This window comes from Rhodoligotrophos sp. CJ14, from assembly GCF_038811545.1.
GTDB lineage: Bacteria > Pseudomonadota > Alphaproteobacteria > Rhizobiales > Im1 > Rhodoligotrophos > Rhodoligotrophos ferricapiens.
The window spans coordinates 1,385,198-1,399,317 of record NZ_CP133319.1 but is presented as its reverse complement, the minus strand read 5'-3'; the positions used below and the strand labels follow the sequence as shown (position 1 = coordinate 1,399,317).

The 14,120-nt window shown below is 61.4% G+C and carries 15 protein-coding genes; 5 read left to right on the top strand and 10 right to left on the bottom strand.

Annotated features, from left to right (window positions below; all coding sequences use genetic code 11):
- Positions 1-38 precede the first annotated feature (38 nt).
- From RCF49_RS06460 to RCF49_RS06445, 4 genes are all read right to left on the bottom strand, one after another.
- Positions 39-2,030 (bottom strand): PhoX family protein, encoded by a 1,992-nt coding sequence (locus RCF49_RS06460; protein ID WP_342643216.1) that lies wholly within the window; start codon positions 2,028-2,030, stop codon positions 39-41.
- 130 nt (positions 2,031-2,160) lie between these two features.
- A complete protein-coding gene (locus RCF49_RS06455; RefSeq protein WP_342643215.1) occupies positions 2,161-3,519 on the bottom strand; it encodes an esterase-like activity of phytase family protein in 1,359 nt (452 codons plus the stop codon).
- 108 nt (positions 3,520-3,627) lie between these two features.
- Entirely contained in the window at positions 3,628-4,428 is an 801-nt protein-coding gene (locus RCF49_RS06450) for a hypothetical protein (RefSeq protein ID WP_342643214.1), read from the bottom strand.
- Positions 4,429-4,635: 207 nt separating this feature from the next.
- Entirely contained in the window at positions 4,636-5,625 is a 990-nt protein-coding gene (locus tag RCF49_RS06445; RefSeq protein ID WP_342643213.1) for an alpha/beta hydrolase, read from the bottom strand.
- A 255-nt stretch (positions 5,626-5,880) separates the two neighbouring features.
- Between RCF49_RS06445 and ampC the strand changes: the two genes are divergently transcribed.
- A complete protein-coding gene (gene ampC / locus RCF49_RS06440; protein WP_432807393.1) occupies positions 5,881-7,035 on the top strand; it encodes a class C beta-lactamase in 1,155 nt (384 codons plus the stop codon).
- Between the two features lie 94 nt (positions 7,036-7,129).
- Here ampC and RCF49_RS06435 read toward each other — a convergent pair whose 3' ends face one another.
- The 5 genes from RCF49_RS06435 to RCF49_RS06415 form a co-directional block, all read right to left on the bottom strand.
- On the bottom strand, positions 7,130-7,639 hold the full coding sequence (locus RCF49_RS06435; protein ID WP_342643211.1) for a c-type cytochrome: 510 nt from the start codon (positions 7,637-7,639) through the stop codon (positions 7,130-7,132).
- A gap of 70 nt (positions 7,640-7,709) precedes the next feature.
- Complete coding sequence (locus RCF49_RS06430; RefSeq protein WP_342644135.1) at positions 7,710-8,345, bottom strand: TetR/AcrR family transcriptional regulator; 636 nt, start codon at positions 8,343-8,345, stop codon at positions 7,710-7,712.
- Positions 8,346-8,506: 161 nt separating this feature from the next.
- Entirely contained in the window at positions 8,507-8,830 is a 324-nt protein-coding gene (locus RCF49_RS06425; protein ID WP_342644134.1) for a ferritin-like domain-containing protein, read from the bottom strand.
- Entirely contained in the window at positions 8,799-9,011 is a 213-nt protein-coding gene (locus RCF49_RS06420; protein WP_342643210.1) for a hypothetical protein, read from the bottom strand. Before RCF49_RS06420 ends, RCF49_RS06425 begins: the two co-directional genes overlap by 32 nt.
- A 116-nt stretch (positions 9,012-9,127) precedes the next feature.
- Positions 9,128-9,928: a class I SAM-dependent methyltransferase gene (locus RCF49_RS06415; protein ID WP_342643209.1), complete on the bottom strand. Its 801-nt coding sequence runs from the start codon at positions 9,926-9,928 to the stop codon at positions 9,128-9,130.
- A gap of 104 nt (positions 9,929-10,032) precedes the next feature.
- Between RCF49_RS06415 and RCF49_RS06410 the strand changes: the two genes are divergently transcribed.
- Positions 10,033-10,875 (top strand): helix-turn-helix transcriptional regulator, encoded by an 843-nt coding sequence (locus tag RCF49_RS06410; protein ID WP_342643208.1) that lies wholly within the window; start codon positions 10,033-10,035, stop codon positions 10,873-10,875.
- On the opposite strand, the gene RCF49_RS06405 is transcribed toward RCF49_RS06410, so the two are convergent.
- Positions 10,856-11,353, bottom strand: coding sequence for a DUF4142 domain-containing protein (locus RCF49_RS06405; protein ID WP_342643207.1), 498 nt, complete (start codon positions 11,351-11,353; stop codon positions 10,856-10,858). The two genes, RCF49_RS06410 and RCF49_RS06405, sit on opposite strands and share 20 nt — an antisense overlap.
- A 194-nt stretch (positions 11,354-11,547) precedes the next feature.
- Between RCF49_RS06405 and RCF49_RS06400 the strand changes: the two genes are divergently transcribed.
- From RCF49_RS06400 to RCF49_RS06390, 3 genes are all read left to right on the top strand, one after another.
- Positions 11,548-11,886 carry a hypothetical protein gene (locus RCF49_RS06400; protein WP_342643206.1) on the top strand — a complete coding sequence of 113 codons (339 nt, stop codon included), beginning with the start codon at positions 11,548-11,550 and terminating at the stop codon, positions 11,884-11,886.
- A 334-nt stretch (positions 11,887-12,220) separates the two neighbouring features.
- Positions 12,221-13,000, top strand: a complete 780-nt coding sequence (locus tag RCF49_RS06395) for a DUF1236 domain-containing protein (protein WP_342643205.1) — start codon at positions 12,221-12,223, stop codon at positions 12,998-13,000.
- Positions 13,001-13,277: 277 nt separating this feature from the next.
- Positions 13,278-14,108 (top strand): DUF1236 domain-containing protein, encoded by an 831-nt coding sequence (locus tag RCF49_RS06390; protein ID WP_342643204.1) that lies wholly within the window; start codon positions 13,278-13,280, stop codon positions 14,106-14,108.
- Positions 14,109-14,120 lie beyond the last annotated feature (12 nt).

The window sequence follows — 14,120 nt, the reverse complement described above, 5'->3', positions numbered from 1 at the left end:
TGTGCCCGGTCGGGTGGAGAGCCCGGTCATGTACCCGCTCAGGCGATCTTGCCCCCGCCCTGCTTGGTGATGACGACCACAGAGGGGCGCACTGGCATGTCATCGCGGAAATCCGGCCAGCGGGTGGAGAGGTCCTCGTAATAGGAGGGCCGGCCGAATTTCTCCCAATCCTCACCGCCATCGCCGGGGTGCTGCACGGCCACGAACATGGTGGTCATGTCCGGCGTCAGGAGCGGGCCGCACATCTCCGCACCAATCGGCACCCGGAAAAACAGCTTGGAGGTTCCGCGCGCGGCACCTTCCGTATCGATCGCCCACAGCCCATCGGTGCGACCGGTTTCTTTCGGCGAGTTGCCATCGGTCGAGACCCAGAGGCGGCCGTCCGCATCGATCGCGCAGTTGTCGGGCATGCCAAACCAGCCGTTCCTCGTGGTTTCGGTGGAGAAGGTCGCGCCGACCTCGGCGATCGATGGGTCGCCACAGCGCAGAAGGATCTCCCATGTGCCCTTGGTGGCGCTGAAGTCGCCATCCTGCTCGGCAATCTCGATGATGTGGCCGAAGGCATTGTTCACGCGCGGATTGGCGGCATTGGCCTCCTTGCGCTTGGTGTTGTTGGTCAGCATCACATAGACACGGCCGTTCAGCCCGTCGGGCTGCACGTCCTCCGGCCGGTCCATCGGGGTGGCGCCGAGGAGATCGGCGGCGCGGCGGGTCTCGATCAGCACATCCGCCTGGGCTTCGAATCCGTTCGCCTGGGTCAGCGGGCCCTCGCCAAAGACGAGGGGCAGCCAGTTGAGCGTGCCATCATCCTCGAATCTCGCCACATAGAGGGTGCCCTCGTCCAGGAGATCCATATTGGCGGCACGGTCGCTCGGGTTGAAGGTGCCGGCGGTCACGAATTTGTAGACATAGTCGAAACGCTCGTCATCGCCGAGATAGAAGACGACCTTGCCATTCTTCGCGACAATGGATTCTGCACCTTCGTGCTTGAAGCGACCAAGCGCCGTGCGCTTCTTCGGCGTTGCATTGGGATCGAGCGCGTCGACCTCCACAACCCAGCCAAACCGGTTCGGCTCGTTCGGCTCTTTGCCGATATCGAAGCGCTCGTGGAACTTGCCCCAGGCATAGGTCCCCTCAGGGATGCCCATGCGCTTGTAGTTGGCAGTCTCGCGATGGCCCTCGGGAAGTTCGCCCAAGAAGTAGCCGTGAACATTCTCCTCGGCCATGACATATGTGTTCCAGGGTGTGACGCCCCCGGCGCAGTTGTTGACGGTGCCAAGCACCTTGCGACCCGACGGATCGGCCTTGGTCTGCATGCGCGAATTGCCGGCGGCCGGACCGGTGATCTCTATTTCGGTCGTGGCGGTGATACGGCGGTTATAGGGGCTGTTCTTGATCACCTGCCATTTACCGTCGACGCGCCGGATCTCGACGATGCTGCCACCATGGGCGGCCATTTCGATGTCAACCCGCTTGGCATCGGGATCGGCGACCTTGATCTCGCCGTCGACAATCGAGACGATGCCCGGGAACATCAGATGCTCGTTGGTGTATTCGTGATTGACCACGAGCAGGCCACGATCATCGGCGCCATCCAGCGGAATGAAGCCGACATAATCGTTGTTGTAGCCAAACTGGCGGGCCTGGGCTTCCGGGGTTTGGTTGGCTGGATCGAACGGGGGTGAGTTGGGAAAGATGCCATCGCCCCAGCGCAAGAGAATATCGGCGTCGTAGCCTTCGGCCACGTGATGGGTCTCATCAACGCCGGCCTCAACCTCGGTAAAGGTGAAGCGGGACTGGGGCGGCATGCCGGCTTGCGCGTCACTGGCGGCGAGCAAGGCCATGGGGCTCACAGTTGCGGCAATGGCGGTTGCGGCCAGCGAGCCGGCCAGGAAGCCTCGGCGTGAGAAGCGCGCGGCGATGATGTCTCCAATGGTCCGGTTATTGGTCGGGTTCAGTCCCTCGCCATCGGCCTCCTCAAGTCGGCTGGTGCGAAAGATCTGACGTCCATCGGGGGTATGCTCGGTCATGGGAATGACACCTCGGGTCGGCCTAATGTAGTCTGGAACCGTTCCAGACCGCATTAGGACCGACGCGTTACAGGCGCGTGACAGAGAATGGACCAGTCCGCTCAAGTCGAGCGGAGCTCATTTCACCCTCTCACTCGGCCTTCAGGAATTCGCCGACTTCCAGCAGTACGAATTCGTTATCGTCGGCCTTGTCGGTCGCGCGGCCAGCCGAGAAGGGAAGATTGTTGTCATTGCCGACGACAATATGATTGTCGTCGATCACGTCCACATTCTCGATGGTGACGAATGGCATCGTGTAGACGCCGTCCTTGGCCCCCTGGCGCGCCTTGCCATTGGGATCCTTAATCGCCAGGAGATCGATATAGCCGATCTTGCGCACAGGCTCGCCCTTGCCGTCAGCGGTGAGCGCGATCTTGTAGATACGTTTGAAGGTTGCGGGCTTATCGAAGCAATCGGGCTGGGGCTTTGCCGGATCTGCACAGGATTTGTCGGGGAGACCTGCGCCATTGTCGCGCTCAATGACGAGGCCCGTTACCTCATCGATCATGTTGAAGTCGCCGATAGCCTCTCCACCTTTCGACAAGGGATAGGCCCAGGACCGGCCGGTCCAGTCGCCTTTGGCCGTGTCAAATTCGAGAATGCGCAAGGCGGGATTGCCCGCGACAGTCTCGACCGATCCATCGGGCTTGAACAGAGGACCTTCGAGCAGGGCATAAAGCTTGCTGCCGTCGGGCGACATGGCCATGCCCTCATAACCGCCTGAGCGCTTAAGGTTGAAGGCAGGCATTGCCGCCTTGGGATTGGCGGGCGTTGTCAGGGTGGGGTGATCGGGTGACTGAACGGGCTTACCATCGGCGACCGTGTCATGCACCGATTTCAGCCGACCCTGCTGGTCCACCTTGAGCAGATAGGGTCCGAACTCCTCGCCGATCCAAAAGCCGTCGGCCACAGGCTGGATCGACTCGATGTCGAAATCGGCGCCAGTGAGATAGCGGGTTGCGGCTCCTTCCATGGCAATCGGGAAGGGGGCGCGTTTGTCCGGATCGCTCAGGAAGATCGTCTCGAGCCGCTCTACCTGACCGCTTTCCCAATCGAGCCGAAGATGGTGCAGCATCAGGGCAGCATCGGATGAGTTCAGCTTGTTGCCGAAGCCATTGTCCGAGAGCACCCAGAAGGTGCTGTCATCCATGGCTTTGATGCCGGAGAAGCCCTGGAGGGGCTGACCATCGAGGGGAAGCTTCACGTCGGTCACGCGCGCGCTGTCCTTGCCCGGCACCGTGCCCAAAGCTTCGGTGCGCTTACGATCCGGGGTGGTGAACTTGCCCGCCTGCCTCAGATGGTCGGGCGCATCGGCCGGCGCCGGCACCGTACTGTTGGCCGGCAGCACTGCCTGGCCCGCAAGGGTGGCCGGATATTGCTTCTCCTGAGAGAGAGCCGGGCTGACCAGAGCGATGGCGAGAGCCGTCGCTGACAACAATGCTGCGCGCATTCGCGAGTCCTCTTGGATATGTCCGATGGACGGCGAGGATTCGCGGCTTCGGGTCTCAGCGACGTCACAGAGCCATGAAGATTGCGTGACGGGCGGAAGGGCAGCCTTTTAGGAACTGCCGTTCAGCGCGAGCGCGGAGAGGGGCCGGATGGGCGATATGGCAATCGAAGAGCAACCGGCACGGGCCAGGCCGAATGATTGGAGCCATGTCTCGGATTGCGGCAAGGCAATCTTCATCTTGACGGCGCGATCACAAGCGATCGAGGTCTGCACGACAAACCACGCGATCCGGTCCGTCGGCGAAAGCGTCACCGCCACTGGGCCCAAGACGGGCGCAGCCGAGCCGGCAGAGGCCGCCTCATTGCCATGGCGAACCGGGACCGTCACGGCCTTGCCGCTTCCATCTTCAACGGCGACATTGGGATAACCGAGAAGATGGCAGACAGTCTTGCCATTGTATTCGACGATATAGGCGCGTTCGATCCAGTCCGATCCGCCGTCGGAAAAGCCCAGCTTGATCGAAATGTCGGAGGGGGCGCATTCGGGAACGAACTTCACGGCCACGGTCGCCAGCGGCCCATGCAAATTGGCCAAAAAGCTAATGTTGACTGGCCGGTCGGTGTTGGTGCCGGTAAGGCAGGACAAATCGCCAAGGCAAGGCTTGCCATGATCCTCGTGCCAGGTCAGAGGGGCTTCGGCCAGGCCCTGTCCGATATCGCTGAACAGGCTGAGGGCGACCTGCTGATAGCCGGTCTTGGGATCCATTCGGGTGTTGCCCGCCATGGACGGTTCACATGCCGGCTGATCAACGCTCTGACGGCAGACGTCATCCTGTGCCCGGCTCGACTGAGGCATGACCAGCGCGAGCAGCAGCGATACAGCGCATAGCCAGGGACGTATGGTCTGCATTGTTCAATCCTCTGTCGAGCAAGCGCCGATCATTCGGGCTGATGCCGGCAGAACCGAGCCCTGCCAATGGCCCTGTGGTGGCGCTTCCGGGAAAAGATCGCGAATGAGCTCCAGTCATAGGAGCATCTAGAATGCGTTCTCTTCCTTAAAAGAACTGATCAAATTGACGGAAATAGTCGATCTCGGCCGGCAATGGATAATTTATACTTACAGGCGGCCGAGAAATGCCTCAACGCGAACCAATGCAAGTTGGCCCGCTTCGCCATCCAGGTCAAACTGATATTCGTGAGGCAGGGCAGGCTTGTGGTCTTGGGGAAAGAACAGGGTGTCCACGGGAACGCCCTTGGCCGCAAGCACGTCGGCCAGTTCGGTCGATTGAGGCAGCAGCGGATCGTCATTGCCAGCCGAGATGAAGGCCGGCGGGAAATCCTGGGTTAGGTAGTGTATGACGGATGCCGGCGCGATCCGGCGATCGGTGGCGAAATCCTTCACCCCGGTATAGGACCAGAGCACCGTTTCCAGGTAGCTGTGAAACGGCCCCTCGAGTTTGATCAGGGAGAGGTCGTAGGCTCCGCAGAAGAGGATCGCTCCGCGCAGCTGCTCGCGGGCGATGGCCGGGGTGATGCCGACGGTTCTGGAATATTCCGGCACGCTGATGATGTTGGCGAGCTGGGCCGCGATCTGTGATCCCGCGGAATCACCAGCCAGCACGAAGCGCGCCGGGTCGATATGAAAGCGTCCCGCATTGCGGGCGAGAAAGGCCAGCGCGGCATTCACCTGCTTCACCGGGGTCGGGTAGGTCTTGGCGGGCGCCAGCGAATAGCCGATGGCTGCCACAACATAGCCACGCGCCGCAAGGATGCGGGCATATCCCGCCACCATCTCCTTGCTGCCGGAGATCCAGCCGCCACCATGGATCCAGATGATGGCGGTCAAACGATCCGCAGATTCGACCGTCGTGGGGTAGTAGAGATCAAGCCGCGCATCGGCATCGCCTGGATCATAGACCACGTTGCGCTGGACAGCGGTGCCGGGTGGAACATGTTTCTCAAGCGCGCGGGTCATTCTCGCTGCCTCCCGGTCGGATAGATAGCGGAAGAACAGGGCTTCCGGCCAGGGGCTCAGCTGAATGGCGATAAAGCCAGCGGCGGCAAGGGCCAGGGCTAAGCCACCGGACCAGAGAAGCCATCTTGCCACGGCTGCACCTCTCGCGAGCGCTGCCGGGCCGCCAGCTCATCGAAAACACATAGCCCGGAATGCAGCTTCAGGATGCGGCGCCGTCGCTTGCCAGCAGCTTAAAGCGGGTGCGTGCTTTCAACCAATGGGGTGAGCGGGCCACAGTTTCCGCTTCGCTTGAAAAATGCTCTAATATGGGTGGATCTCCTCTCGGGGACTCCATCGCGCTGCAATCACATCCGAATACGAGAGAAACCATTGATCCCTGTCGCCAAGGTGGGCTGGTCGGTTGCGCTGGCCATCATTTCATCCTGCCTGCTCCCGGGCGCAGCCGAGGCGGCGGATGGTGCGGAGAGGATCTCCGCCGCCGTCGATGAGGCCATAGGCCCGCTTATGTCGGACTATAAGGTCCCCGGAATGGCTGTGGCCGTGACGGTGCGCGGTCAGCGGCATTTCTTCACGTATGGCGTTGCCTCGAAAGACACCAAGCAGGCGGTGACAAAGGATACGCTTTTCGAGATCGGCTCGGTCAGCAAGACATTCGCGGCGATGCTTGCGGCCTATGCCCAGGCACTCGGGAAGATGTCGCTCGAGGATCATCCGAGCAAATACATGCCGGAGCTACGTGGCAGCGCCATCGACCGGGCGAGCCTCCTCAATCTGGGCACCTATAGCGCGGGCGGATTGCCGCTTCAGTTTCCCAAGGGCGTCACCGATGGCGGTATGATCCGGTATTTTCAGCAGTGGAAACCGGCCGCGGCACCGGGCAGCCAACGGCGCTACTCCAATCCCAGCATCGGCCTTTTCGGGCATGCCACAGCTCTGGCGATGAGGGGCGATTACGCCGACCTCATGGAACGCGAGATTTTTCCCAGGCTCGGCATGCAGCAGAGCTATGTGAGGGTGCCGGAAGCAGAGATGGGCCGTTACGCCTGGGGCTACGACAAGGCCAACAAGCCTAGCCGGATGACCCGAGGCGTTCTCTATGCGGGACCTTACGGGGTCAAATCAACAGCGGAGGACATGATCCGGTATGTCGAGGCCAATATCAGCCCAGAGGCGCTGGAGCCCTCGATAGAACGGGCGATCGAGGCCACGCATATCGGCTATTTCAGAGTGGGTGCGATGGTGCAGGGATTGGGCTGGGAGCAATATCCCTATCCTGTCGCGCTCGACAGGCTGCTCGACGGCAATTCCGAAGCCATGGCGATGGAGCCTCAGCCGGCCACGGAACTCACGCCGCCTCTCGTGGCGTCCGCCCCGACTTTGTTCAACAAGACCGGCTCGACCAGAGGGTTCAGCGCCTATGTGGCGTTCGTGCCCAAGGAAGAGATCGGGATTGTGATGCTGGCGAATAACAATGTGCCGATTCCGGCGCGCATCAAAGCGGCGCATGCGGTGCTCACCGCGCTGTCGGCCGAGGTTCGGTAAGTCACAAGTCTGGCCTGCAACCTCGCGCCGTTTCGCCTGTGGAGGCCGACATCGGCGTCATGCCGGCCCTCCAAGCGCTGCTGCCTGTGACTTGCTATTGCGGCATCACCACCGTGAGATAGGGCGCTTTCGGCGTCTCCGACGGGCCCACCAGCGCCGGCGCGGCGTTGCGTACTGGCTTCAGGCTCTTGAGATAGGCCGCGAGGGCGAAAGCATCCTCATCGGTGAGCTTCCCATAGTGAGAATAGGGCATGGCCGGTGCGAGGATGCGCCCGTCCGGCCGTTCGCCTTTGCGGACCGCATTCACGATCTCGGCTTCGCTCCATTTTCCCAAGCCCGTCTCGGGGTCGGGCGTGAGATTGGGTGGATAAAAGATGCCAAGCCCGGGAATTTGGAAGCCCACCTCGGAGCCCGCGAGATATTTTGCCGGGTCGGGCTTACCCAAGAAGACACCGGTGGTGTGACACCCGCCACAATCCATGATCGTGGCCAGGTATTCTCCCCGCTTGATCTTATCCTTGTCCGCGGCTGCTGAAGCGGGTGCCAGCATGAGCATAAGCAGCCCCAATCCAAGCGCTGCACGCGCAACCGACCATCTCCCCATGGCGATATCCCTTTCATTGTTGATGTTGACGATCGGGCTGGCAAAGCCCTGCTTCTGTGCCGGGCTCGTCCTATTCTTGAGATGCGGCCCCTTGCCTTGCCGCCTCCAGAAGCGCGCGTATGGCCCAGCGCGTCACCTCCCGAGCCTCGGTCTCATCGAGTAGAAGGACATCCTTCAACACAACCATCGCTTCCGGCCCGAGAACCACCGCCAGGGCCTTGTTCAGCCGATCGAAATCCGCCGGCCTCAGCTGGTCGCGTGCCGGCGCGAGCGCCGCCTCGATCAGGGGGCTGCGGCGGTTCCGACGCGTCAAGGCAGTCTTATCATCGCCCGCCCGCACGCTCTGTTCGAGGGCGTGCACCAGCATCAAGCGAACCTGGGTTTCGTTCTCCAGGATGACATCATTGAATGCGGCGTCGACCCGTTCGAGGCGCGATAGCAGATCCTCGGGCTGATCATCCGGGAACAGATCTTCTGCTTCTGGCAGGGGAACATCGAGGGATGCCTCGGCCAGGAGCGCGTCGAGGCTTGGAAAGTAGCGATAGGCGGTCGCCCGCGAGACCATGGCGGCGTCAGCGATCTCTTCGAAGCTGGGCCGGCGACCTTCTTTCATGAGGCGCGATGCAGCCTGAAGAAGGTCCTTGCGCGTGCGCTTCCGCTGGTTCGAGCGCCGGGTGGGCCTACCGCGCGGGCGAGCGTGCGATATGGTCTCTACTCGAGAAATAGGCTGAGGCTCCCTCTGATCCCTGGGCAGGAGTCATAGTGAGACTTTTGTCTCAATACAAGAGGGGTTTCTCATGCCTGGCACGTCCGGCAGGTCACGCCGAAGAAGCGTGTATTCCCGACAAATGGTTGAGGCTGAGACCCTCAGCGGCTCTCAGCTTCAACGATCGTGGGGGTGATGTTACCTTCAGCAATGTCGGAGAGAATGAGATCGGTATCCTTCTCCTCCTCGAGAATGCCGTTCAGGATCTGAGCATCGTTCTTGAGGCCCAAGGCCTTGGCGTAAGAGGCCAGCGTGCCGTAGACCGCGATTTCATAGTGTTCGATGCGCTGCGCCGAGGCGATCAGGCCAGCATCGCGCAGCGCGCCCCCTTCCGTAAAGGAAGCCATCTTCTTCGTTTCCGTGGTGAGGGCCTCGATACCCTGATCGGTGTGCTCATCGACAGAGGCGGCCTGGGCACTGATCAGGCCTTCGATAAGACGCTGATGCTCGGCGGTCGCCTCGCTGTGCTCTCTGAATGCCCTTCTGCAGCTCCGGGTTCGAGGCCTTATCCGACATCTCCTTCAGAGTGCCCTTGAGCATGGACTCGAAGCTTCTCGCCTCCTGGAGTTCGGCGATATACATGTCCTTCAGACTGGTGATATTCATCGACGTCTATCCCTCTTTGTCCGTCGAGAGAAGACGAGATGGACCCTGACGGTTCCCGCTTCGTCGCGGCGCGTGCGGCGCGCTGCTGTTCTGCGCCGTACGATTTCGCTCCCGGTCTAGCGATGGCTTGGCGGTGCTCCCGTGACGGTCGGCTTTGACGCTTTGATCAGCAGGACATCGATCTTGAAGCTGCCGTCGGGTTCGGTCTCGAAATAATCGATGACATTCTTCGAAACGGCGGATTGAAGCGCGCGAATGGCATCGGCCTGGACCTTCGGCGTTCCGATCCGCTCGACCCAGGAGGTGAATTCGAGCCGCAAGCGAAAGCGGGCGGCGGTTTCCGAAACAAAGCCGGCGCGGCCGATCGCTGCTTCCCATTCGGGCCGCGAATAGCTTCGCACATGCGAGCAGTCGCGCAGCATTTCGATGGTCTGAAAGAAGGTGTCGAGCAGCGGTTTCGTCGGCCCCAGCGTGTCGACCACCCCGAGCGTGCCACCGGGCTTGAGCACACGGGCCGCCGCGCGAAGCCCCGCATCGAGATCATCCCAGTGGTGAGCGCTGAACCGGGTCAGCACCATGTCGAAGCTCTCATCCTCGAATGGCAGCTTCTCCGCCACGCCCTGGCGGGTGCTCACGTTGCCAAGACCTCTTTCCCCAGCGGTGCGGGCGACGACGGCCAACATCTCGGGAGAGAGATCATAGGCGATAATCTCCCTCACGTGCGGGGCGACATTCAGAGTCACATGCCCGCCGCCACAGCCGAGGTCGAGCACCCGCGCGTGTGACTGGCCGTGGACCAAGGCGCAGAGCGCCTCCAGATCATCGCTCTGCGAGTGGACCGCGCTCTTGAGGTAAGCCTCGGCACGCGCGCCAAACTGGCCGCCGACCAGGGCTTGGTGGCTCTTCACTTCTGACATGTGGCTGCTCCGTTCTCATGTGTCTCGCGGGACACTGTGCGGGATCCATAGCAGCACCATTACACTGGTTTAAGATCGAGATTTATGCTGGTATAAATTCCATCATGGTGCGGACGCGATCATCGGAGCAGCGGCGGGAGTTAGGCGCCTTCGTTCGGGCCTTGCGGGAGAAGCTCGCGCCGGCTGACATGGGCTTGCCGGCGGGCCAACGCCGAAGGACACCAGGCCTGCGACGTGAGGAGATCGCCCATCTCTCCGGGCTCAGCACCACCTGGTATACGTGGCTCGAACAAGGGCGTGATATCTCGGTCTCGCCTTCGGCGCTGGCGAGGCTCGCCCATGCCTTGCGGCTTGGACGCGCCGAGCGCGCCTATCTCTTCGAACTGGCCGGGATACGAGACCCGGATGAGGATGCGATCGAGGACAATGCCGTTTCGGCGGCCGTGCTGGCGTCCGTCACCACCATTGACTCGCCCGCCTATATTCTCAACCGCTGCTGGACCGCGCTGAGCTGGAATCATAAAGCGGAGCGTCTGTTTGCAGGCTGGCTCGATCGGCCCGGCGAACGCAACCTGCTCAGGTTCATCTTTCTCGAGCCGTCAGCGCGATCGTTGATCCATCGCTACGAGGAGCGTGCACGCCGGGTGGTTGGCGAGTTCCGGGCCGATGTGAGCAGTCATACCACCGAGCCGGCCATCCGAAGCCTCATCGGGGAGCTTCGCAGCCAGAGCACTGATTTCGCCCGATACTGGGACGAGCATTGGGTGCTCGGCCGCGAGGGCGGCGAGCGCACGTTCAATCATCCCACGGACGGCTTTCTCGATTATCAGCAGGTGACGTTCCGGGTCGCCAGCCATCCCGATCTCAAGCTGACCATCCTGATCGAGCAAGCCGCCCTTGCTGATGCTCTCGCAGGCTCTGGCTCGCTCAGCTCGACGCCGTCCTGAGCGAGGTCAGGATGCCGAGATGGGTCTGGATCGCAGGAACCGCCACGATGGACGCGGCGCGGGCCACCGGATCAGGACCACGGCTTGCGTAGGATCTGTGGATCCGCAGAAGCTCCCTATGGCCTTGCACCTGACCTTGAATATACATCGCATCGAATTCGGGGCCGCGCATCGCCTGCAGGCGCTCGAGGATGGCGGCGTGATCTCGCCGCATGCCGGCCGAACCAGGAGCTGCGCCAAAGGCGCGAGCGATCGCCTCCTGCTCATCCATTTCGAGCATCGCGAAATTGCGCACAAGCGGGTTCTGTGAATTCCGCCGGGCCAGCTCGCTTGTCATCAGGGCGAAGTCGCCGCCCATCAAGGCCGACCGTTTCAGCTGGTCCATGGCCTGGGCCTGGGCTGTGGTTGTTGCAGACGCGATGGGTATAGCAAAGCTTGCAAGCCCAGTTGCAGCGGCAAGAAGTTTCCTCCGGTCCATTGTGGATCTCCGCGCGGGAAGCCGACGACCATCGTCGACGAGACCTGCATAACATCAGAGCCGAGCCCGCGTTCCAGTTCGGTCCATGGGGTTTGACTGCGTGCAGGGTGCGGGAACTTCTAGCGCACCCTCTCATTTCTACTTGCAGAGATTAGGGCGCCTAGGGTGTCCACGGAACCTCGTAAGGAGGAACGATGAGGAAATTCGGTTGGCTAATGCTCGGTCTGGCTGCCATGGGTGCCATGCGCTGGTACAAGGGTTGGGGCGGCCAAGGGCCGGATGGGGCGCATGGTTCGGCGGACGACCACTCAGCTCGCACATCTCAGGGAGATGGAGCCTCTCATAGGGCGGCGGCTTTCGATCCGGACATCCGGGTGCGGAAGAATGATCCGGCAGCCTATGGCGAGGGTCGGCCGGCCGGTCCTGAGAGCATGCGGGATCCGCCCAAGAGCTATTGGGACAAGGTGGACGAAGCATCGGATGAATCGTTTCCGGCCAGTGATCCGCCGGCCTATTCGGTTCCGAAGCACTGAGCTAAGCCGCGGGCGATAGCATCTGAGAGGCACAGGTTGATGGCATCGCGCGAGATCCGCGGTGCCTGATCGTATGTGCCTTTGCGTCTCAAGCAGATTTTTTAATCACGCACGAAATATTGAAGGGAGTCTTCGGGAATAAGTTTGTGAGGCAGACGTTATCTGAACATCTCGGCTGGCCTGAAGGTGTTTCGATCAGAAGGCAAGTTGATGCAGAGCAAGACGATAGCTCACCAACAGCCGAACCGGTTCAAATGTGTACCTCAGGGACCGGTCGACATCAAAGTACCAGCCCAAGCTGAGATTTTGTTTCCATAACAGGAGGACAGTTCTCATGACTGCGAGGAAAGCACTTGTTCTGGCGGCATTGCTGGGCGCAGCTTGGGCGCCCGCCGCCGCACAGGCCCAAGAGGTCTTCGCCACCACCGATCTCAATCTGCGTGCGGGACCGAGCCCCGAATTTCCAGTGGTCACGGCCATTCCCGCCCAGCAATCCGTGGAGTTTCATGGCTGCCTCGAGGGGCGCAGCTGGTGTGATGTCACCTTCAATGGCAATCGCGGCTGGGCCTATGGACGGTACCTTGCCTATCAGACCGCCAGCGTGCGCACCGTCGTGACGCAGGCCCCGGCGACGGTCGAGGTGCCAACGGTGACCTATGACACGGCCGAGTATTGGGACACCTATTATCGCGACCGGCCATTCTACCAGCAGCGTGAACGCTGGATTCACGTCGCCGATGGCACGAGTCCCGCCGCGGGTGCCGCAGCCGGCGCCGCTGCAGGTGGGGCAATTGGCGGCCCCGTTGGCGCAGTGGCGGGCGGCGTTGTCGGCGGAGCCGTGGGCACCGCTGGCGCCGTGGTCGGTGGCGCTGTGGGCACAGCTGGGGCCGTGGTCGACGCTGTCACCAATGTTCCAGACCGGGTAAGGACCTATGTCGAGACCGCACCGGCAGAACCGGTGGTGGTCGAGCGGCGTGTCGTGGTGGGAAGCACCCTGCCAGAAACGGTTACGCTGCATCCGGTGCCGGACTACCAGTATGAATATGCGTATGTGAATCAGTCGCGCGTATTGGTTGAGCCGGGCACACGCCGCGTCGTTCAGATCATCGACTGACGCATGCATGCTGGGGGCCGTTACCCACATGGGGGCGGCCCCCTTTTTTTTGTCGTCTGTATGCTGGCCGATTTGCGCCGGATTGTTTGTGTTTTTCTAAAACTTTATGACGAAGCGTTCCTAAAAGCGAAGATAATCAAATGGGAACGCGATTTCTCTCTGGGAATTACTTCTGCACTTCTGTCGGGCTTTAAAGCCAAGCACCTGTGTTGGGAATAAAGGGCCGGCAGCTTCGTTATCTCGGTGAGAGTGGGCGTTTGCAAGGAGGAGCAGACCAATGATTTCCCGATTACTCGCAAGTGTCGCCACGGTGGCACTGCTCGGTGTAGCAACCGTTTCCGCACAGACCACCACAACCCCGTCACAAGGCGGTGGCAGCTCAGCCACTCAGAGCCAGAGCGGTGGCGGATCGACGTCAGGAGGTGCCTCGCAAGGCGGTGCGACCACTCAAGGCGGGACCAGCGGCTCCTCGATGCAGGGCGGTTCATCCGCTCAGGGAGGTGCCTCGGGCCAGAACCGTCAGTTGCAGCAGGGCCAAAGCGGCAGCACGACCGGTGGCGCCTCACAGGGCGATAGCGGTCAGTCCGGGTCGCGCACCACAACCCAGCAGAAGCAGGGCACAGGCACGGGCGGCGATGAACAGACAGGCCAGTCGCGCACGCGCCAGGGCACCACGGATCAGAAACAGAGCGGTCAGTCCGACGAGGCAGACAGCCAGACCCGGACACGCCAAAAGGGAGAGGACCAGACCCAGGGCGATCGTTCCAAGACCCAGTCGGGCTCGCAGGATACCGAAGAGGGGTCCTCGAAACGCACAACGCGTTCTGGGGAAAAGAGCGGCTCCAAGACCGAGGTCAACATCACCAGCAAGGACCGCACGGTCATCAAGCAAACGATCCACGAGACCCATGTGCAACCGGTGCGAGATATCGATGTGGACATCGCGGTCGGTGTCGCCATACCGCAAACGATCGAGCTCCATCCATTGCCCCCGCGGATCGTGGAGATCGTGCCGGCCTATCGGGCCTATCGCTACTTCGTGCTGGCGGATGGACGGATCGTGATCGTCGATCCCGACAGCTACGAGATCGTCTACATCATCGCATGAGCCACTTTCATC